This is a genomic window from Luteimonas sp. YGD11-2 (assembly GCF_004118975.1).
In the GTDB taxonomy this organism is placed as follows: domain Bacteria; phylum Pseudomonadota; class Gammaproteobacteria; order Xanthomonadales; family Xanthomonadaceae; genus Luteimonas; species Luteimonas muca.
The window spans coordinates 2949882-2968458 of record NZ_CP035376.1 but is presented as its reverse complement, the minus strand read 5'-3'; the positions used below and the strand labels follow the sequence as shown (position 1 = coordinate 2968458).

At 62.8% G+C, this 18577-nt stretch carries 13 protein-coding genes; 5 read left to right on the top strand and 8 right to left on the bottom strand.

What is annotated here, in order from left to right; translation table 11 throughout:
• Positions 1–63: 63 nt before the first annotated feature.
• The 4 genes from ERL55_RS13695 to ERL55_RS13680 all read right to left on the bottom strand — a co-directional run bounded on the left by ERL55_RS13695 (position 64) and on the right by ERL55_RS13680 (position 4162).
• The gene (locus ERL55_RS13695; protein WP_129136915.1) at positions 64–1326 is read right to left on the bottom strand and encodes a cation:proton antiporter; all 1263 of its coding nucleotides are present in this window, start codon (positions 1324–1326) and stop codon (positions 64–66) included.
• 211 nt (positions 1327–1537) lie between these two features.
• A complete protein-coding gene (locus ERL55_RS13690) occupies positions 1538–1912 on the bottom strand; it encodes a response regulator (RefSeq protein WP_129136914.1) in 375 nt (124 codons plus the stop codon).
• 4 nt (positions 1913–1916) lie between these two features.
• Positions 1917–2357 (bottom strand): response regulator, encoded by a 441-nt coding sequence (locus ERL55_RS13685; RefSeq protein WP_129136913.1) that lies wholly within the window; start codon positions 2355–2357, stop codon positions 1917–1919.
• Positions 2354–4162, bottom strand: a complete 1809-nt coding sequence (locus tag ERL55_RS13680) for an ATP-binding protein (RefSeq protein ID WP_129136912.1) — start codon at positions 4160–4162, stop codon at positions 2354–2356. The genes ERL55_RS13685 and ERL55_RS13680 overlap by 4 nt, the downstream gene beginning before the upstream one ends.
• A gap of 327 nt (positions 4163–4489) precedes the next feature.
• On the opposite strand from ERL55_RS13680, the gene aceE reads away from it, so the two are divergent.
• Together aceE and ERL55_RS13670 are read left to right on the top strand one after the other, a co-directional pair.
• Positions 4490–7177 (top strand): pyruvate dehydrogenase (acetyl-transferring), homodimeric type, encoded by a 2688-nt coding sequence (gene aceE, locus ERL55_RS13675; RefSeq protein ID WP_129136911.1) that lies wholly within the window; start codon positions 4490–4492, stop codon positions 7175–7177.
• Positions 7178–7271: 94 nt separating this feature from the next.
• A complete protein-coding gene (locus tag ERL55_RS13670) occupies positions 7272–9875 on the top strand; it encodes a DEAD/DEAH box helicase (protein WP_129136910.1) in 2604 nt (867 codons plus the stop codon).
• A 375-nt stretch (positions 9876–10250) separates the two neighbouring features.
• Here the strand turns inward: ERL55_RS13670 and ERL55_RS13665 are convergent, their stop codons facing one another.
• Positions 10251–11237 carry a hypothetical protein gene (locus ERL55_RS13665; protein ID WP_129136909.1) on the bottom strand — a complete coding sequence of 329 codons (987 nt, stop codon included), beginning with the start codon at positions 11235–11237 and terminating at the stop codon, positions 10251–10253.
• Positions 11234–11458 (bottom strand): hypothetical protein, encoded by a 225-nt coding sequence (locus ERL55_RS15085; RefSeq protein WP_129136908.1) that lies wholly within the window; start codon positions 11456–11458, stop codon positions 11234–11236. The genes ERL55_RS13665 and ERL55_RS15085 overlap by 4 nt, the downstream gene beginning before the upstream one ends.
• Before the next feature lie 791 nt (positions 11459–12249).
• Between ERL55_RS15085 and ERL55_RS13655 the strand changes: the two genes are divergently transcribed.
• Complete coding sequence (locus tag ERL55_RS13655; RefSeq protein ID WP_206733326.1) at positions 12250–13890, top strand: N-6 DNA methylase; 1641 nt, start codon at positions 12250–12252, stop codon at positions 13888–13890.
• Positions 13880–14929 (top strand): hypothetical protein, encoded by a 1050-nt coding sequence (locus ERL55_RS13650; protein ID WP_129136906.1) that lies wholly within the window; start codon positions 13880–13882, stop codon positions 14927–14929. Before ERL55_RS13655 ends, ERL55_RS13650 begins: the two co-directional genes overlap by 11 nt.
• A 349-nt stretch (positions 14930–15278) precedes the next feature.
• Here ERL55_RS13650 and ERL55_RS13645 read toward each other — a convergent pair whose 3' ends face one another.
• Positions 15279–15521 (bottom strand): helix-turn-helix transcriptional regulator, encoded by a 243-nt coding sequence (locus ERL55_RS13645; protein WP_129136905.1) that lies wholly within the window; start codon positions 15519–15521, stop codon positions 15279–15281.
• A 112-nt stretch (positions 15522–15633) separates the two neighbouring features.
• Entirely contained in the window at positions 15634–15906 is a 273-nt protein-coding gene (locus ERL55_RS13640) for a helix-turn-helix transcriptional regulator (RefSeq protein WP_129136904.1), read from the bottom strand.
• Between the two features lie 169 nt (positions 15907–16075).
• On the opposite strand from ERL55_RS13640, the gene ERL55_RS13635 reads away from it, so the two are divergent.
• The gene (locus tag ERL55_RS13635) at positions 16076–18553 is read left to right on the top strand and encodes a TonB-dependent receptor (RefSeq protein WP_241685782.1); all 2478 of its coding nucleotides are present in this window, start codon (positions 16076–16078) and stop codon (positions 18551–18553) included.
• Positions 18554–18577 lie beyond the last annotated feature (24 nt).

The window sequence follows — 18577 nt, the reverse complement described above, 5'->3', positions numbered from 1 at the left end:
CACAACCGTCGTCATCTCGCCGTTTGCGGGAACGACGATCAGGAGCGGATTGTTCTGACGTTCCTACCGCGCGTCCGGCGCCAGCGCCGCGGCCGGTGCCGCGTGCCGGCGCATGATCCAGTTGAACAGCGGCGTGGCCATCAGCGTGCTGGTGATCGCCATCAGCACCAGGATCGAGAACAGGCCCGGCTGGATCACTCCGGCCTGCAGGCCGATGTTGATCAGGATGAGTTCCATCAGCCCGCGTGCGTTCATCAGCGCGCCGATCGCCTGCGCATCGCGCGGGCTCTCGCCGGCAACGCGGGCCGCGGCCCAGCAGGCCAGCCCCTTGCCGGCGAACGACGCCAGCAGGATCGCGATCGCCGCCAGCAGGATGTCCGGGTCGAGCATCATCCCGAGCCGGGTGTTGAGCCCGGAATAGGTGAAGAACATCGGCAGGAAGAACACCACCACGAACGGCTGCAGCATTTCCCGCAGACGCGCGGTGAGCGCGCCGCGCGGCATGCAGGCGCCGAGCAGGAAGCCGCCGAACACCGCATGGATGCCGATCGCATCCATCGCCCAGGCGCTCAGGCAGAACAGCACCAGCACGATCGCCAGCATCGTCGCCGACAGCGGCTGGTCCGGCTGCACGCGTTCGGCCAGCAGCCGCAGCCCGCGACGGCCCACGGTCAGCATGAAGACCGCATAGGCCGCGCCGCCGCCGATCGCCCACCAGGCGCTGTCCCAGCTGCCGCCGAAGCTCGCCAGCACGATCGCAAGGAAGCACCAGGCCGCGGCGTCGTCCACTGCACCCGCGGTCAGTGCAAGCGTGCCCAGCGGGGTGCCGGCCATACCACGCTCGTGGATGATCCGCGCCAGCATCGGGAACGCGGTGATCGCGATCGCCGCACCCAGAAACAGCGCCGCCTCGCGGTAGGCGATGTCGGCGGCGAACAGCCCGGGCACGCCGAGCAGCCACGGGGTCAGCAGCAGGGCCAGCGCGAACGGCGCGACGATGCCGGCCATCGACACCATCAGCGCGCCGCGGAAGCGGTGGCGGAAGTGTTCGGTGCTGAACTCGGTGCCGACCAGGAACATGTAGAAGCCGACGCCGAACTGTGCGAACACGTACAGCGTGCCCAGGGTTTCCGGCGGAAACAGCGCGGCCTGCGCCTGTGGCATCAGCCAGCCCAGCAGCGATGGGCCGAGGGTCACGCCGGCGATCATCTCGCCGACCACCTGCGGCTGGCCGAACCGCCGTCCCAGTGCACCGACCAGGCGGCAGGTGGCGAGGATCACCGCTGCCTGCAGGAAGAAGTAGACCGACAGCTGTGCGGTGGGCATGCGCGCGGGCGTTCAGGCGGTGACGGAGCGCCGATGATACGCGCGCGTTCGGGGCGTTCGGGGCGTTCGGGGCGTTCGGGGCGTTCGGGGCGTCCGGTCGACCGGCAGGAACGCGATCGCGCGCAGGCGCGCACCTACCGCGACGCGGTCCTGTGTGTGTGTCGGAGCGGCCATGGCCGCGGAAGCGCCGCGGACGCACCCGCAGCTGCGATCAGCCGCCGAGCAGCCGGCGTATCAGCGCAGGCAACGGCGCGAGGTCGTCCTTCAGCAGCAGGCCGTGGACGTCGGCCGGTGGCTCGTCGACGACGAACAGCGAGCCGGTGAGGAACACGAACGGCAGCGCCGGGTCGTGCGCGCGCACCAGCTCCAGTGCTTCCCCGCCGGAGAACCCCGGCAGGTTGAGGTCGGAGATCACCAGGTGCGGGTCGAACTCTGCCAGTGCCGCGCGCACCGTGTCGGCGGTGTCCGCGCGGCGGCTGTGGAACGCAAGGCCGGCGTCGCGCAGGGCGATCTCGGTCAGCTCTGCGTCGTCGCGTGAATCGTCGACGAGCAGGATGCGCCAGGGACCGCCCGCGCCGGCCGTCATTGCGTCAGTCCCGTTCCGGGGCTTCGTTGAAGACCGCCCAGAACTTGCCCAGCGTGCGCACGGCCTCGAAGAACTGGTCGACGTCCACCGGCTTCACCACGTAGGCGTTCACGCCGAGGTCCCAGCTGCGCGCCAGATCGCTTTCCTCGCGCGACGACGACAGGATCACCACCGGCAGGCGCTTGAGCGATTCCTCCTCGCGCAGGCGCTTGAGCACTTCAAGTCCGTCCATGCGCGGCATCTTGATGTCGAGCAGCAGCACGGCCGGGTCGGGGTCGGTGCGGTCGGCGAACCGGCCGCGGCGCAACAGGTAGTCCAGCGCCTCCACGCCGTCCTCGACATGGACGATGGGGTTCACCAGATGGGCCTCGCGCAGCGCATCGATCGCCATCTCGGCATCGTGCGGGCTGTCCTCGGCGAGGAGGATCGTGCGGATCTCGGTCATTGCGTCTTCTCGGGCTGGTTGGCGATATCGCCGGTCGCGGGGAGTGTGAAGTGGAACGAGGCGCCCTTGCCGGGCTCCGATTCAGCCCAGATGCGGCCGCCATGGCGCGACAGCACGCGTCGCACGCTGGCCAGGCCGATGCCGGTGCCGCTGAACTCGCTTGGTGCATGCAGGCGCTGGAACACGCCGAACAGCTTGTTTGCGTACTGCATGTCGAAGCCGGCGCCATTATCGCTGACATGGAACAGGTGGCTGCCGTCATCGGTCTGTTCGTAGCTGACGGTGATCCGCGCCGGCTCCGAATTCGCACTGTACTTGACCGCGTTGCCGAGCACGTTCAGCCACACCTGGCGGAACATGTTCTCGTCGGCGATGACCACCGGCAGGTGGCCGACGTCCCAGATGATCCGGTGCTCCGGGTTCTCGGCGTGCGCGTTGGAGTCGAGCATCGCGCGGGTGTCGGTGACCATCGACTGCACGTCCACCATCTGCTGGCGCAGCGCGCTGCGGCCCAGGCGCGAGTACACCAGCAGGTCGTCGATCAGCGCCGACATGCGGCGTGCCGACCCCGAGATCACCTCGAGGTAGTGGGTGCTCTTCTCATCGGCCTGGTCGCCGATGTGGCGGCCGAGCTTGTCGGCGAAGCCGGCGATGTGGCGCAACGGCGCGCGCAGGTCGTGGGAGACCGAGTAGCTGAACGCTTCCAGCTCGCGGTTGACGTCCGACACCTGCTCGACCTTGCCTTCCAGCTGGCGGTTGAGCTCGCGGATCTGCCGCTCGTGGATCTTCTGCGCGCTGATGTCGCTGGCGGTCAGCAGCACCGCCATGTCCTCGGAATCGGGCAGCACCATGCGCCGTGCGGACAGCAACATGATGCGTTCGACGTCGTCGGCGGTGCGCTGGGTGACCTCGAAGTCCCACAGTTCGCGGCCGCGGGTGAGCACGTCGGTAAGCCGGCGCAGCACCTGCGGGTCGTTCCAGGCGCCGCCGCCGAAATCGACCAGCTGTTGGCCGCGCGCGTCGTCCACGTCGACGCCATAGAGTTCCGCGAACGCGGCGTTGTACATCAGCACCCGGGTCCCGGCATCGATCAGCGCGATCGGCTCGCGCACGGTATCGAGCACGATGGTGGCGCGGCCGCTGGCCAGCACCGCATCGCGTTCGGCCTGCAGGCGCTGCTGGCCCTGGCGCAGCGCGAACCACGCCAGCGTGCCCAGCAGCACCAGCTGCGCGGCCAGTGCGAACCAGCCCAGCAGGTCGGCGCGGCGCATCGCGGTGGCGGCCAGCGCCTGGCGCGCCTCCAGCAGGCGGTGTTCCTCGTTGTTGATGTCCTGGACCAGGTGGTGGATCGGGTACCGGGTCAGCAGCGTGGCCACTTCTTCGGTGGTCGGCCGTCGCTCGGAGTCGGTCATCCGCGCCACTTCGTCCATGCGCAGGTCGAGCATCGAGCGGAACTGGCCCAGCAGGCGCTGCTGGACCGGGTTGTCACGGGTCAGCTCATCGAGCTCGTCGAGCTGCGGCCCGATCCGCGGGCGGCTCAGATCCATGCGTTCGTTGAGAAGTTCCGCCTCCACGCCGAAGGCCGCGCCCAGTGCGCTGGATTCCAGGTTGCGCACGTCGGCCGCCAGCGAACTCAGGCGCGCCTCCACCTGCAGGCTGTGGGCGACCAGGCGCTGTGCATCCCGGCTGGACACCGCGGCCGTCTGGGTCAGGAGGAATGGCGCGATGACGATGGCTGCGATCGCGAGCACGAGGCCCGGCAGCTGCAGCTTCGACCAGGTGGATGCGTTGGATGAGACGAACATGGACTCGGTACTGACCGCGAAGGATGGGCGTCGGTACCGGTGGTCCTCCCCCCAAGGAGTGGTCGCGCAGCGGGCGCATTCCGTGGCAGCCGGGCAACCGCGGGATCATCGCCATGACCCGTTAAATTCGTGTGAAGAAGCCCTCGCACAGGCCGGTTTCGTAAGCGCGGGACCAGACGATAACGTACTGCCGCGCATGGAAAAACCGGCCACCTGCCGCGGTGGTAACCGATTCCAGCCGGCCGGTGGAAGCGGCATGCCCCTGTTAGAATCCGGGGTCTCTTCCCCGATGACCCAGCGGCCGCGCGGCCGCGAGCGGAGCTAGCGATGAACTGGTTGAACGAGCTGTTGGAAAACGACACCGACCCCACCGAGACCCGCGAGTGGGTGGAGTCGATCAAGGCGGTGATCGATGCCGACGGCCCGGAGCGTGCCCACCACCTGCTCGAGAACATGGTCGAGCTGACCCGCCGCGCCGGCGCGCACATGCCGTTCGCGCCAACCACCGAATACATCAACACCATCCCGGCGCACCTCGAGCCGAAGATGCCGGGCGATTCCGACCTTGAATGGCGGATCCGCTCGATCATCCGCTGGAACGCGATGGCGATGGTGGTGCGCTCCAACCGCCGCCCCGGCGACCTCGGCGGCCACATCGCCAGCTTCGCCAGTGCCGCCACGCTGTATGACGTCGGCTTCAACCACTTCTGGCGCGGCCCGGAAGGCGACCACCCGGGCGATCTCATCGGCGTGCAGGGCCACAGCTCGCCGGGCATCTACGCGCGTTCCTTCCTGGAAGGCCGCATCAACGAATCGCAGCTCGACAACTTCCGCATGGAGGTCGACGGCCGCGGCGTGAGCTCCTACCCGCATCCGTGGCTGATGCCCGACTACTGGCAGCTGCCCACGGTGTCGATGGGGCTGGGCCCGATCGCCGCGATCTACCAGGCGCGCAACTGGAAGTACCTCGAAGCGCGCGGGCTGATGCCGAAATCCGACCGCAAGGTGTGGTGCTTCCTCGGCGACGGCGAGACCGACGAGCCGGAGAGCCTGGGTGCGATCTCGATCGCCGGCCGCGAAGGCCTCGACAACCTGGTGTTCGTCATCAACTGCAACCTGCAGCGCCTCGACGGGCCGGTGCGTGGCAACGGCAAGATCATCCAGGAGCTGGAAGGCAACTTCCGCGGCGCCGGCTGGAACGTGGTGAAGCTGATCTGGGGCAGCTACTGGGATCCGCTGCTCGCCAAGGACCGCGACGGCATGCTCAAGCGCCTGATGATGGAAACCGTCGACGGCGAGTACCAGAACTGCAAGGCCTTCGGCGGCGCGTACACGCGCGAGAACTTCTTCGGCAAGTACAAGGAAACGGCCAATCTCGTCGCCAACCTGAGCGACGAGGACATCTGGCGCCTCAACCGCGGCGGCCATGATCCGCACAAGGTCTACGCCGCATACCAGAACGCGAAGGACACCCGGGGGCTGCCCACGGTGATCCTGGCCAAGACCGTCAAGGGCTATGGCATGGGCACCGCCGGCGAGGCGCTGAATCCCACGCACCAGACCAAGAAGCTCGACGACGACGCCGTGCGCGCGTTCCGTGACCGCTTCAAGATCCCGGTCACCGACGACATGCTCAAGGATGGCGCGGTGCCGTTCTTCCACCCGGGCGAGGACTCGGAGGAAGTGCAGTACATGCGCGAGCGCCGCAAGGCGCTCGGCGGCTACATCCCGCAGCGCCGTCGCAAGGCGACGCAGGCGCTCACCGCGCCGAAGCTGGAGGTGTTCGACCGCCTGCTCAAGTCCACCGGCGAGCGTTCGATCTCCACCACCATGGCCTTCGTGCAGGCGCTGGGCATCATCCTGCGCGACAAGGAAGTGGCCCCGCGCGTGGTGCCGATCGTCGCCGACGAGGCGCGCACCTTCGGCATGGAAGGCCTGTTCCGCCAGCTCGGCATCTATTCGCCGCAGGGCCAGATGTACAAGCCGGTCGACCGCGACCAGCTGATGTACTACCGCGAGGACGCCGCGGGCCAGGTGCTGGAGGAAGGCATCACCGAGGCCGGTGCGTTCGCCAGCTGGATGGCCGCGGCCACCAGCTACAGCACCAACGACCTGCAGCTGCTGCCGTTCTACATCTACTACTCGATGTTCGGCTTCCAGCGCATCGGCGATGCCGCCTGGCAGGCGGCCGACATGCGCGCGCGCGGCTTCCTGCTGGGTGGCACCGCCGGCCGCACCACGCTCAACGGTGAAGGCCTGCAGCACCAGGACGGCCACGCCCTGCTGCTGGCCGGGGCCATCCCCAACTGCCGCAGCTACGACCCGACCTTCGGCTACGAGGTCGCGGTCATCCTGCAGCACGGCATGAAGCGCATGCTCGAAGAGCAGGTGGACGAGTACTACTACCTGACCCTGATGAACGAGAACTACGGCCACCCGGACATGCCGGAAGGCGCGGCCGAAGGGATCATCAAGGGCATGTACCTGCTGAAAGACGCCGGCAAGCCGAAGAAGAACGAGCTGCGCGTGCAGCTGCTGGGCGCCGGCACCATCCTGCGCGAGGCCATCGAGGCCGCCACGCTGCTGGACAAGGACTTCGGCGTGACCGCCGACATCTGGTCCTGCCCGAGCTTCAACGAGCTGCGTCGTGATGGCTTCGATGCGGAACGCCACAACCGCTTCCACCCGGAAGGCGAGCAGCGCAAGCCGTATGTCACCCAGCTGCTGGAAGGCCGCCAGGGCCCGGCCATCGCCGCCACCGACTACGTGCGCGCCGTGGCCGACCAGATCCGTGCCTTCGTGCCGATGACCTACACCGTGCTCGGCACCGACGGCTTCGGCCGCTCCGACACCCGCGCCAACCTGCGCCGCCACTTCGAGGTCGACCGTTTCCACATCGCCCATGCGGCGATCGATGCGTTGGCCAAGGACGGCAAGATGACCGCGAAGGACGTGGCGCGGGCGATCAAGCTTTACAAGCTCGATGTGGACAGGCCGAATCCGGTCAACGTTTGATCGGCGGAGAATTAGGCGGCCATTGGCCGCCTTTTCTTTGGGTCCCTGTCTTATTACGCGTACTCAATGACCTGAGTTTCTTGGAGGGTTCACGATGGCATTCAAGCAGCCGACACCACGCACCGTTGCGCCTGACAGTCCGGACCTCCTGTTTAGGGATCTGCCGCGGCGCAAGCACCCTAGCCTGTACGACCACCAAGGACAGACCCTCAGAACGTATGTGGCCGAAGGGCTCGCGAAACCCGACGTCGCGCTGCAACTGCCAACTGGAAGTGGAAAAACTCTAGTAGGACTGTTGCTGGCGGAATGGCGAAGGAGGAAGTTCCAAGAAAAGGTCGTTTATTTATGTCCGACAGTTCAATTGGTTAACCAGGTTGTAGACGAGGCTACAAATAAGTACGGCATATCTGTCCAAGGCTTCACCGGGCCTGCAAATAAATATTCAGCGGAAGCTAAGGCTAGCTACAATTCCGCTGAGCGTGTCGCAGTTACGACTTACAGCAGCATTTTCAACACTCGTCCGTTCTTCGCTGCGCCAGATATTATATTGTTAGATGATGCACATGCGGCTGAAAACTACATCGCCACAAACTGGACCCTAAGGATAAGTCGCCATTCAGATGATGAAGTTGACGTCGGGCTTTTCGACGCTGTGTCAGCAGTTCTCAAAAGCGCTCTGTCGAGTACCAGTTACCGCCGACTAATCGGCGACCTGCATGCAGAAGATGATGGCTTATGGGTAGATAAGCTCTCAACGGCAAGGCTCTCCGATATCGCAGAAGAGCTTCATGCTGTAGTAACTGCCAATATTGGGGAGTCCAAACAACGCTATCCATGGCAGATGATTTCCGACCATCTGGTGGGTTGTCAGCTATATGTGGGGGTCCGAGAGATACTTGTACGTCCTTTAATCCCGCCCACCTGGACTCACTCTGCATTTGCCTCTGCGGCGCAGCGGATATATATGTCTGCAACCCTCGGCGCTGGAGGTGACCTTGAGCGCTTAACCGGTCGACGGTCGATACATAGATTACCGATTCCTGCTGGGTGGGATCGCCAAGGAATCGGCAGACGATTCTTTGTCTTTCCGGGTATGTCGCTAGATGCGAATGAGTTGAGGGCGCTGAAGCTACAGATGATGCGGCAGGCCAGACGAGCGGCAGTCCTCGTGCCGTCGAAGCGCGCCGCACGAGAAGTGACTGAGGAGATAGCGCAAGGTATCGGATTTTCAGTTTACACCGCGGCAGATTTAGAGCGATCGAGGTCTGCATTTACTACACAGGAGAACTCGATCGCCGTAATTGCAAATCGATACGACGGTATAGACTTCCCCAATGATGATTGTCGGTTGCTGTTTATTGAAGGGCTGCCAAGAGCAACCAATCTTCAAGAAAGATTTTTCGTGAACCGAATGGGCGCCGGACTGCTTCTGGATGAAAGGATCCAGACTCGAGTGTTCCAAGCGGTGGGCCGATGCACTCGGGGGTTGAATGACTACTCCGCCGTGGTAGTGCTCGGTGATGATTTGTCAGCCTATTTGGCTGATAAGAAGCGCAGGAAGTTCTTTCATCCTGAACTACAGGCAGAGATCGAGTTCGGGGTGGAGCAATCAACCGGAATTGACAAAGAGGCGATTGTTGACAACTTCGCTATTTTTCTAAGGCACGACTCCGAGTGGGAGGCTGCAAACGAGGGGATAATCGAGCTCAGAGCCGGCTCTATTCAGGAGGTGCGTCCGGCGATGCAGCAACTCGAGCGCATAGTAAAGCACGAAATCGAATGGCAAGAGGCTATTTGGCAAGGAGATTATATCGCGGCCTACGAATCTTCGAGAGAAATTTTGGCTGCGTTGGTCGACCCGTTGCTGCGAGGATATCGTGCTCTTTGGCACTACTTAGCTGGAAGCTCCGCGAAAACTGCAGCGCTCAATGGAGGCAAGAGCTTCAGTGGTGATGCAATTGATCAGTTTAGGCTCGCTAAGGAAGCCGCGAAGGGTATTCCATGGCTCGTTGCTCTAGCGACAGAAGAAGGCCAGGTGCCGAGTGCGTCGGATAGAGAGCAATCCGCGGTCATGGCTCAAGTGGAGAATCTGGAAGCACACTTGCTCAGACTTGGCACTGTACAGAATCGAGATTTCAACTCGTTTGAGGCAAGGGTGCGGGATCTGCTGTCGGATGGAAAAACATTCGAAGAGGGCCAAAAGCTGCTGGGTCGCCACATCGGGTTTGAAGTTGGTAAAGAGGAATCAGACGCTTCCCCGGACCCGTGGTGGCGTGTCGACGATGCGGTAATAATTTTCGAGGATCATGCTAATGCTAAGGGCGCTTCGACAGTCATTGATGCGACAAAAGCACGGCAAGCTGCCTCGCACGTCGAATGGGCGCGTGCCTTTCTAAACGTGCCTAATGAGGCTGAGATCATTCCGGTGCTTGTTTCACCTTCATCGCGAGCGGCTCCGGGTGCTCTGCCATCATTAAGTCGTGTGAGTTATTGGGAGTTAGGCGCGTTTAGGGCTTGGGCGGATACTGCGTTGATAGCGATAAGAGATCTGCGCAGAACGCTGCCGGCGGGAGGTGCTGATCTTCTATGGCGCGCGAGCGCGGCGACAGCGCTGTCATCTGCAAAGTTGGATGTAATTTCCTTAATGCATTGGCTTCGATCACAGCCCGCAGACAAGCTACTTCGCGACGAGCAATGATCGGCTGCGGCGGTGAGAATGGATCATGCAGACATGCGCCGGGCTGGCTGCTGCTTGCGTAGCACCACTTCCATCGCGTAGGCGTTTCGGCCCCGGCCGGCTTCCGGTGATGCGGCCCTTGCGGCAGAAACCCTTTTTATAGCCACTGCTCCACCTCACTAGGAACACCCTCCGGCTGTATACCGGAAGTTGCTTGCGCGCTTGGGCGGTCGCGGGCTCCGAGCTTTCATGTGCGAAAGCTTCTGCAGCTGCTGCAGCGTCTGTAGGTCATGCGTGGTGCACGCCTGTCGTAGCGGTCGACCCTGGCGACGAACTCGTCCAGCACAGCTTCAATGCCGAGAGCGCGCGGAGAGATGCTACACGCTTCCCGAAACGCTACGGCTGCGAATAATACCGTCTCGTGTTCCAGCGCCAGCTCATGCGCCGAAGTGGAAGCGCCTCGGCAATCTTCGCAGAAGCACCAGCAGCTAGGATGAAGGCATAACCGGCGATACTTGACTTAATTGCAGCGAAGGGGGCGGCCAACGTTAGGGCCGGGAGGCAAAGATAGAGCAAGTAGCGCGCTGTATTGAGTGTCGAATGGTTGTCGCTTCGCCGCTCATTAACTTGAGGGCTTACGAAGTCCCGGGCGTGGGCAACCCCCTCGAAGTCGATTTTGGGCCGCTTGAATTCCTGATAGAGCGCTAAATCAAAAGATTGGGCGGTGACGATCTGTTTGGTAGAGATCACGACGCGAAAGATTTCGGCTGTTGTATCGTCAGGAAGTGCGATGTCGTAGAAGGTAGTAAGCTGCAGCGCTTTGTGGTCATCCCTAAATCCAGATGCTATAGGTGTAATCGCAATCCACTCTTTTCCGATTTGGGGGGAGGTGAATGCTTCGAGCAGGCCGGCGTAAAATTTTCCATTGTCGAGGGTTAACGCACATAGCGTTCCCTCCTCTTCGCACTTGATGGCGAGGCTCTCAAGCGGATCTATTGCACCGTGTCGGGTGGCAATGATTTGCGCAAGCGAGGGCGTCCTGACCAAAGGACCGTTAAATAGCAACGGGAGGAAAGCTGCGAACAATAGCGAGAGAAGCGTAATCGCGAAATGCAATTGTAGCTGGGCGTCGCTTTGGCGCTCGCTTGGTTCAAGGGGCAGAAGCGCTATGACGCCTTCTAAGGTCGCGCTGTAGAGCCCGTTTTTTGAAGCCAACTCATGTATGGCCGCGCTAAGCGCAAACAAGTAGACCGCGCAGAGTGCAGCGCCAAAGTACTGGGGATGGCCCGGATGATGGAGGGCTTCAAATCGCGTGTATCGCCATTGGCGATAAAAGTACCAGCCTGCTGCAAGTAGCACAGCAAGCAGAACCACGCTAGTCATCTAAGGCGTATCCGCCTCAGATCCTCGTGCGACACTTCTACGCCCCGGCTTTTACGAACAGCTTGGCTCTTAAGTTCACGTGCAGCCTGTAGCTGTCTGTCCATCTTGCCAGAGCGAAGCAATGCGTCCCGGTCCAACATGAGCGCCCCATCTTTTGTCACGCGATAGAACGTGTCGGAGTTCTTAGCCGAGGTGACGAACTGGGCGAAAAAACGCTTCATGGCCGCGATGATATGCCTTAGAGACGCCAACGCAAGTGCCCCGCTCGGTCTGAGCTTTGTTCACCTTTGTGGGAGTAGGCGCTTGAATCGCCGCGGGGCGGAGGCTGATGCGCCTACTGGTTATGAAGCGTCGAGCGCCGCCAAGATGACGGTGGATGCCGAAGAGATGCCCGATCGTCAGTCCACCGCAGCGTCATCGACCCTCCTTGGGGCCCAATGCTCAAGGAGCCCTCGGCAATGATGGCTGCGCCAGCTGGGCAGACCGAACAACCGCATACGGTGTAGAACAGTAGTGCGAACAGCACGAGGGGGATGAGCAGCCGCACCCACCGGCGGCGATGGCATCTGGGTCACGTCGAGTTCCTTCACTGTTGTGTCCTGCCGGATAAGGATCAAAGGCCACGCAACGCAACGCCGCGAGGCCGGTGCCGTCATCACTCCAGAACAGGTCGTCCGCTCGCTAGCATCTCAACTCGCGCGACAGCTTGGAGGGATGATCGCAGACTATGTGACGCTGTCGCTCTCCAGGCAGGCTCTCCGGGTGAGCCATCTCGGGTCATCTGAAACGGCTTCCGACCACAGGCGACGCGTAGCGGTAGTGGTGCCAAGCTCGAGAGTCGGGGGTGGTGGATGGGAGTAGGCTAGCCGGCTACGATGATCCGCCTAGACGATCGCGGCACTTCTATGAGCGATGCGTTCTTCCAGAGGGGACCCCCCGGCGTTCCCTCGTGGCGGTCTGTTGTGCGCAATCCCTTGGATACAGTATGGCCTCAGCTGTTCTAACGTCGGACGTGGATACACCCGAACTCCGTAAAGCGCGGGGTGCGTTCTTCACGCCGTCGGCCATTACAGAATTCGTAGCGAATTGGGCTATCAAGGCCGGTACGGATCGGGTGATGGAGCCGTCTGTAGGAGACGCTGCATTCTTGACCGCCGCGGTCGCTCGTCTCACGAAGCTGGGCCGGAAGAAGGGCGCGCAGCCGGAAGTCGACGGAGTCGAGATCCACGCACTTAGCGCGCAAGCCGCACGGCGCCACATTGACGCGGCGGGTGGCAAAGCGAACATTCGTCAATGCGATTTCTTCGATGTCGCTCCCGAGCCAGTCTATGACGCGGTAATCGGCAATCCGCCGTATATCCGCTATCAGAACTTTTCAGGCGACGCACGCACGAAATCGCGGGAGGCCGCACTGAGGGGCGGGGTAGCGCTTTCCGGATTAGCTTCTAGCTGGGCGGCCTTCGTCGTGCACTCTGCTCTTTTCCTTAAGCCAGGAGGGCGGCTTGGCCTCGTATTACCAGCTGAACTGCTGTCAGTGAACTACGCGGCGCCCGTCCGCCAATTTCTCTTCGAACGCTTCCGGCAGGTGCAACTGGTGCTGTTTGCCGAGCAGGTATTTCCCGAGGCCGAAGCAGACGTTGTGTTGCTCTTGGCCGAAGGGTTCGGGGAACCACCCACGGGGCGAGCTGTAGTCAGCCAGACGAAAAATGCAAGTACTCTCGCGACCATTACGCGAGGGCAGGCCTGGACCCCGACAAATCCAGCGGGTAAGTGGACCGATAGTCTGGTGGATCCCGATGCACTCGATTTACTTAATGCTCTTTTCAGCAGCGGCCAGTTCGTGCCCTTGGAGGGCTGGGGCGACACAACCTTAGGGATCGTCACCGGCAACAACAAGTACTTCGCGATCTCACCGCACCGCGCCAGAACGCTGGGCTTGCCACCTGATGAGCTACTACCGCTATCGCCGCCCGGAAGCGCTCATTTGCGAGGAGTGGCGCTTTCGTCTGATCTATTGGCGAAGCTTGGCAGGGACGGATACTCCACCCGGCTCTTCTACCCTCGTTCAAAGCCGTCCAAAGCAGCCTTGGCCTACATCGAGGCTGGGCGCCATACTGGTGTGGACACGGCCTACAAATGTCGGGTGCGTAAGAACTGGTACCAAGTTCCGCTTCTACCACCCGCAGATCTCCTTTTAACCTGCATGAACGCCGATACGCCGCGGTTGGTTTCCAATGATGCCAAGTCTTACCACCTGAACTCTGTTCACGGGGTCTATCTAAAGGCCGCTGAGCAGGAGATTGGTCGAGAGCTGCTCCCACTAGCGAGCCTGAATTCCGTAACGTTGATGCATGCGGAAGTGGTGGGCCGTGCCTATGGCGGCGGAATCCTGAAATTGGAACCGAAAGAAGCGGACCTCTGGGCCATGCCCTCGAGCACCTTGGTACGGGCCCGCGCATCCGCATTGCGCAGGGTCAAGCACGTGGTAACCAAGTTGTTAAAGGAGGGTGACCTGCTCGGTGCGGTAAAACACGTTGATCGTGCTCTGCTAATTGATAGCTCGGTGCTCCCGATTAGGCAAGTGGAAACACTGCGTGCTGCAAGGGAGCTGCTTGCTGGTCGCCGGGAAGTGAGGTCTCGCAGTGGCCGCTGAGCCGTCAACGAAAGCCAAAGCGTGGGCAATTTTCGATCGCATCATTGAGCGCGTGGAGATAGGCGAGCTGCGGTCGAACCCTTGGGTCAAGGATAGTGAAGGCTGTCGTCGCTATGAGCCTGATTACGACACGCTTTGCCTATTGCTTGGCGTGCCGCTTCATCTAAAGGCGAATACACAGTCCGGTGTGCCGGCGCTGGCCTTGGACGTCTGGATTAGCTACGAGCTCCGTCGCGCTGGGTTTGGTGTGGATGAAACATGGCCTCGGTCCAAGCACCCGCGGATCCTGCCTGGCCCGGTAGCCAGGCTCCTCAGCGAACTGCCAAGGCGCGAGGCTGACTTGCTGCGGGCTCGAATCGAACGTCAAGGGGCGATTTCGGGGGTCACCTCTTCAAGTGCGACTATCCTTGGAAAGAACTACCTGAAACAGGTCGATGTCATCATCAGTGATTGGGCAACAGGCCCTGAGCTGCTCATCTCCACGAAGCGCATGGATTCCTCATATGGGAAGAATGCGCCGAATCGAGTCGAAGAATCCTACGGGGACGCGAAGAATCTGCGGTTGCGCCATCCACTTGCTGCTCTCGGTTTCGTCTTCGGACTGCGATCGGACATCCTAGAGAAGGAGCCGGCCACCGCTGAGTGGCTGTTCGATCTGTTAGCTAAGCTAGGGCAAGAAGACGACGCCTACCATGCGACAGCGTTGGTTCTGATGGAGTATTCGGACGGTGTTTCGCTGGTAGATAACGGTGACGAGGGCGCACCGGATGTCACGCACGAGCCCGGTGCGGAGCCTGATGGCGAGCAGGTGCTGTCGGTCGATGAAGACTTAGAGCACACCATTGAGTGCCTGCCCAAGGTGCGAATTCGGCTGGATGAGACACCGGAAGAGCTGATGCCAAGTCGCTTTCTTGCCGCAATGGTAGACCGCGTGCTTGGGGCAACGCCCGTAACAATGCACAAGATTGCGCGCGCTCGGCGCGCGGAACCGTTGGTTGAGTTTCAACTGGAGCAAGTAACTCCCATCGAGCCCAATTGATTGTCTTGGGCGTAAAGTTTGCTCTGGACCAACGCCCCGAAAGGGATGGTCCCTGGCGAGATTGGCCGACAGCGCAGTGGGGCGCCAGCGGCGCCACCCTCCTTGTGGCGCCCGCACGGTGGAGGACTGCGGTTCCGGCGGCGAGGACGTGTCGACCTGTGGGGCAGGTAGGACCGTGGATCGCCGGTTCTCCGTGTGCCGAGTCCGTGCGGTGCTGGCAGGATTGAGGATGCGAGATGCCGTAGCCGCTTCGTATCAGTTCACTCCGCTTCGCTTGGTAGGAAAACTCCGAGCCCCGTCGGACGGCCCGCGCGTAGTGCTGATGCGCACCGTGCAGCGCCGCCGCTTCTCAGGCAGAGGGCCGCAAGAGTTCGGTGATGTCGACGTTCAAGGCTTGAGCCAGCCGCTCAAGCCCGTCGATAGAGATGTTCGTGACGCATCGCTCCAGCTGCGAGACGTATGTCCGGTGGAACTGCGCCACTTCGGCGAGCCCTTCCTGGCTCAGGCCGTTCGCTCTGCGCAGGCGGCGGACATTGGCCGCGACTCGGTCTCGTGCACTTTCGGGAGCGGGCGCAGCAGGCTTGGGAGGCATGCGCGCAGCGTGAACATCTACTGCATCGCGTTCTACAGACTATTCGTCTACTGCATATGTATCTACATGTGCAGGAAGACGGCTTCCTGAGGGTCGCTCTGCTCGGTGGCGTCTACTTAGACGAGTCCGCCCCTCTCGGATCCGCCTCGGGCTCTGAGATGAGCACGACGAACTCCACGTCAAGGATCTGGGCGAACTTCTCAAGGCGGTCGACAGAGATGTTGGTGACGCACCGCTCAAGCTGAGACACATAGGTGCGGTGGCACTCGGCCAGCTCGCCGAGCTTTTCCTGGCTCAAGCCCTTGGCTTTCCGCAGCCGGCGGACGTTCTGCGCGATGTGACAGCGAACGACAGGAACAGTGGGATCGGCAGGTTCTGGCGTCATGTGGCCAGCCTGCACCTCTACTGTATTGCAATCTACAGACTATAAGTCTACTGTGTATTACTCTCGCATCGGTGTGGCGGGCGAGACGTCTGCCTTGCCCGGGCTCCTGCTCGGCCGGCTCAGGGCGGCCAAGCCCCCGGGGCGAGCACTTCTAAACCGGAGACATCGCATGTTGAACGACAGGGCTGTTGTTGCAGGGCAGGGCGCGGGTCGCCCGGGGAAGGGCGAAATTCCGGGAGTTCGCGGCGGCCTGGCACCACGCGATCGGGTACGCGTGCGGATCGGCCGGCGATCGGTGCTCGCAAGCACGGTCGCACTCCTGCTGATGGCGGGTGCTGCCTCGGCCCAGACGGCGGAGGACCAGGCCGAAGAGGAGAAAGCCACGAGCGCACGGCGAGCGGCTCAAGAAGCCGCAATCCAGCTCGACACCATCCAGGTCACCGGCACGCGCATCCGGGGCGGGGCCGTGGCCTCATCGGTCGTCGAGATCGATGCGGCCCGCATCCAGGCCGAAGGTTTCGCCGATGTGGGCGAGGTGATCCGTAGCGTCCCGCAGAACTTCTCCGGCGGGCAGAACCCGGGCGTGGCGGCTGGCGCAACTCTCGGTGCGGGCGGCTTGGCAAACCAGAACCTCACGGGTGGGTCCAGCCTCAACCTGCGCGGGCTTGGGCCGGATGCCTCGCTCACCCTGCTCAACGGGCGACGCATGTCCTACGGCGGCTACGTGCAGGCCGTGGACATCGGGGCCATCCCCGTGGAGGCGGTGGAACGGATCGACATCGTGCCCGACGGCGCCTCGGCCATCTATGGCTCGGATGCAGTGGGTGGCGTGGGCAATGTGGTTCTGCGGCGTTACTTCGACGGTGTGGCGCTACGGGCCCGCTATGGCGGTACCGCCGATGGCGGCCTTGCCACGCGCGACTACTCGGTCACTGCGGGCGCGGAGTGGTCGGGAGGCGGCCTGATCGCCACATACAAGGATGTCTCTGCGGATCCCATCGAGGCCCACCAGCGGCCCTACACCGCACACCTTCCCGCACCGACCACCATCTACCCCGGAAACGACCTGCAAAGCGGGCTGCTCAGCCTCCACCATGCCCTCGGCCAGTGGGCCGAGTTGCGCCTGGATGCGTTGGCCACGCGTCGCAGGCAGGCCTACAGCCACTACTACGAGACCTCTGCCGCCACCTACAACCGGCTCACGCCCGAAACGACGGCCATGCTGCTGGCGCCAGGCATCGAGTTCTTCCTGCCGGGCGATTGGACATTGTCGATCGGCGCCAGCCGTGGCGAGGACGAACTGGACAACCTCAACCTCGGCGTTTCGGTTGCCACGGGAGTCACCACGCCCCGCATCCACGAGTGCCTCTGCAACGAGCACTCGTCCTATGAGGTGGGCGCCGAAGGGCCGTTGCTGGCACTTCCGGCGGGCGACATGAGGTTGGCCACCGGGGTCGGCTACCGCCGCAATGCGTTCCGGCACGTGAACCATTTGGCCAGCGTCACCACCATCGACGCGGACGAGGCCAGCCGCTACGCGTACGCCGAAGCCAGCGTGCCGCTGGTGGGGCAGGGCAATGCCATGAGGGGCCTGCGTCGCCTGGAGCTGACGGCCGCCGCGCGCTACGAGGATTACGACAGCTTCGGCAGCGTGAATACTCCGAAGCTGGGCCTGATCTACGGCCCGAGCGCGGACTTCACCCTGAAGGGTACGTGGGGCGAGTCGTACAAGGCGCCCACGCTGTACCAGCTGCACGCCGGCCGGATGGCGCAGCTTGTACCGGCGGCGTACGTGGGCGGCGTCGGCTATGCGCCGTCGGCGACGGTGCTGATCCAGGGCGGCGGCAACCCCGACCTGGAGGCCGAGCGCGCACGCACGCGTACGGTGTCGGCGGTGTTCCACCCGGAATCGGTGCCGGGACTGCAGGCCGAGCTGACCTGGTTCCGCATCGCCTATGTGGACCGCGTTGTGCAGCCAATCACCAACGCGGCGAGGGCCTTGGCGGATCCCAATTACGCGCCCTTCGTGGATTACGCGCCCACGGAAGCCCAGTTGGCGGAGGTCATCGCCAACGCGCAGAACTTCTTCAACGGCACGGGCGCACCCTACGATCCGGCCGCCGTGGCGGCCATCGTGCGGTACGGCTACACCAACGTGGCCGAACAGCAGATCGAAGGGTTCGATCTGTCCGGTTCCTACGCCATGGAACTGGGTGACGGCAGGCTATCCCTTCGCGGCTCGGTCTCGTGGCTGGACAGTACGCAGAAGACGAGCCCGCTGGAGCCATCCTTCGACGTGGCCGGCACGCTGTTCAACCCGGCCCGGGTGAGCGGTCGCCTGGGTGGGGTGTGGAGCCGGGACACGCTTTCGCTGTCACTGTTCGGCAACTATACGAGTGGCGTCACCAACACGGCCGACGGGCGGAAGACCGGTTCGTTCACCACGTTGGATGCCACGCTGCGTTATGCAAGCGCCGCCCCTGCCGGCCTGCTCGCGGGTGCCGAGATCTCGCTGTCGGCCCAGAACCTGTTCAACCGCCAACCACCCCTGCATGTGCCCACGGGCAGCCTCCACGTCCCGTACGACTCGACGAACTACTCGGCGATAGGGCGCTTCGTCAGCCTGTCCTTGGCCAAGCACTTCTGAGGCTGGCATGCGCAGCGACGCACG

Bases quoted from the DNA above. Each gene is read 5' to 3' on its own strand.
- aceE (WP_129136911.1), top strand. From the start codon at position 4,490: ATGAACTGGTTGAACGAGCTGTTGGAAAACGACACCGACCCCACCGAG.
- ERL55_RS13685 (WP_129136913.1), bottom strand. From the start codon at position 2,357: ATGACCGAGATCCGCACGATCCTCCTCGCCGAGGACAGCCCGCACGAT.
- ERL55_RS13635 (WP_241685782.1), top strand. From the start codon at position 16,076: ATGTTGAACGACAGGGCTGTTGTTGCAGGGCAGGGCGCGGGTCGCCCG.
- ERL55_RS15085 (WP_129136908.1), bottom strand. From the start codon at position 11,458: ATGAAGCGTTTTTTCGCCCAGTTCGTCACCTCGGCTAAGAACTCCGAC.
- ERL55_RS13680 (WP_129136912.1), bottom strand. From the start codon at position 4,162: ATGTTCGTCTCATCCAACGCATCCACCTGGTCGAAGCTGCAGCTGCCG.
- ERL55_RS13690 (WP_129136914.1), bottom strand. From the start codon at position 1,912: ATGACGGCCGGCGCGGGCGGTCCCTGGCGCATCCTGCTCGTCGACGAT.
- ERL55_RS13670 (WP_129136910.1), top strand. From the start codon at position 7,272: ATGGCATTCAAGCAGCCGACACCACGCACCGTTGCGCCTGACAGTCCG.
- ERL55_RS13640 (WP_129136904.1), bottom strand. From the start codon at position 15,906: ATGACGCCAGAACCTGCCGATCCCACTGTTCCTGTCGTTCGCTGTCAC.
- ERL55_RS13665 (WP_129136909.1), bottom strand. From the start codon at position 11,237: ATGACTAGCGTGGTTCTGCTTGCTGTGCTACTTGCAGCAGGCTGGTAC.
- ERL55_RS13695 (WP_129136915.1), bottom strand. From the start codon at position 1,326: ATGCCCACCGCACAGCTGTCGGTCTACTTCTTCCTGCAGGCAGCGGTG.
- ERL55_RS13645 (WP_129136905.1), bottom strand. From the start codon at position 15,521: ATGCCTCCCAAGCCTGCTGCGCCCGCTCCCGAAAGTGCACGAGACCGA.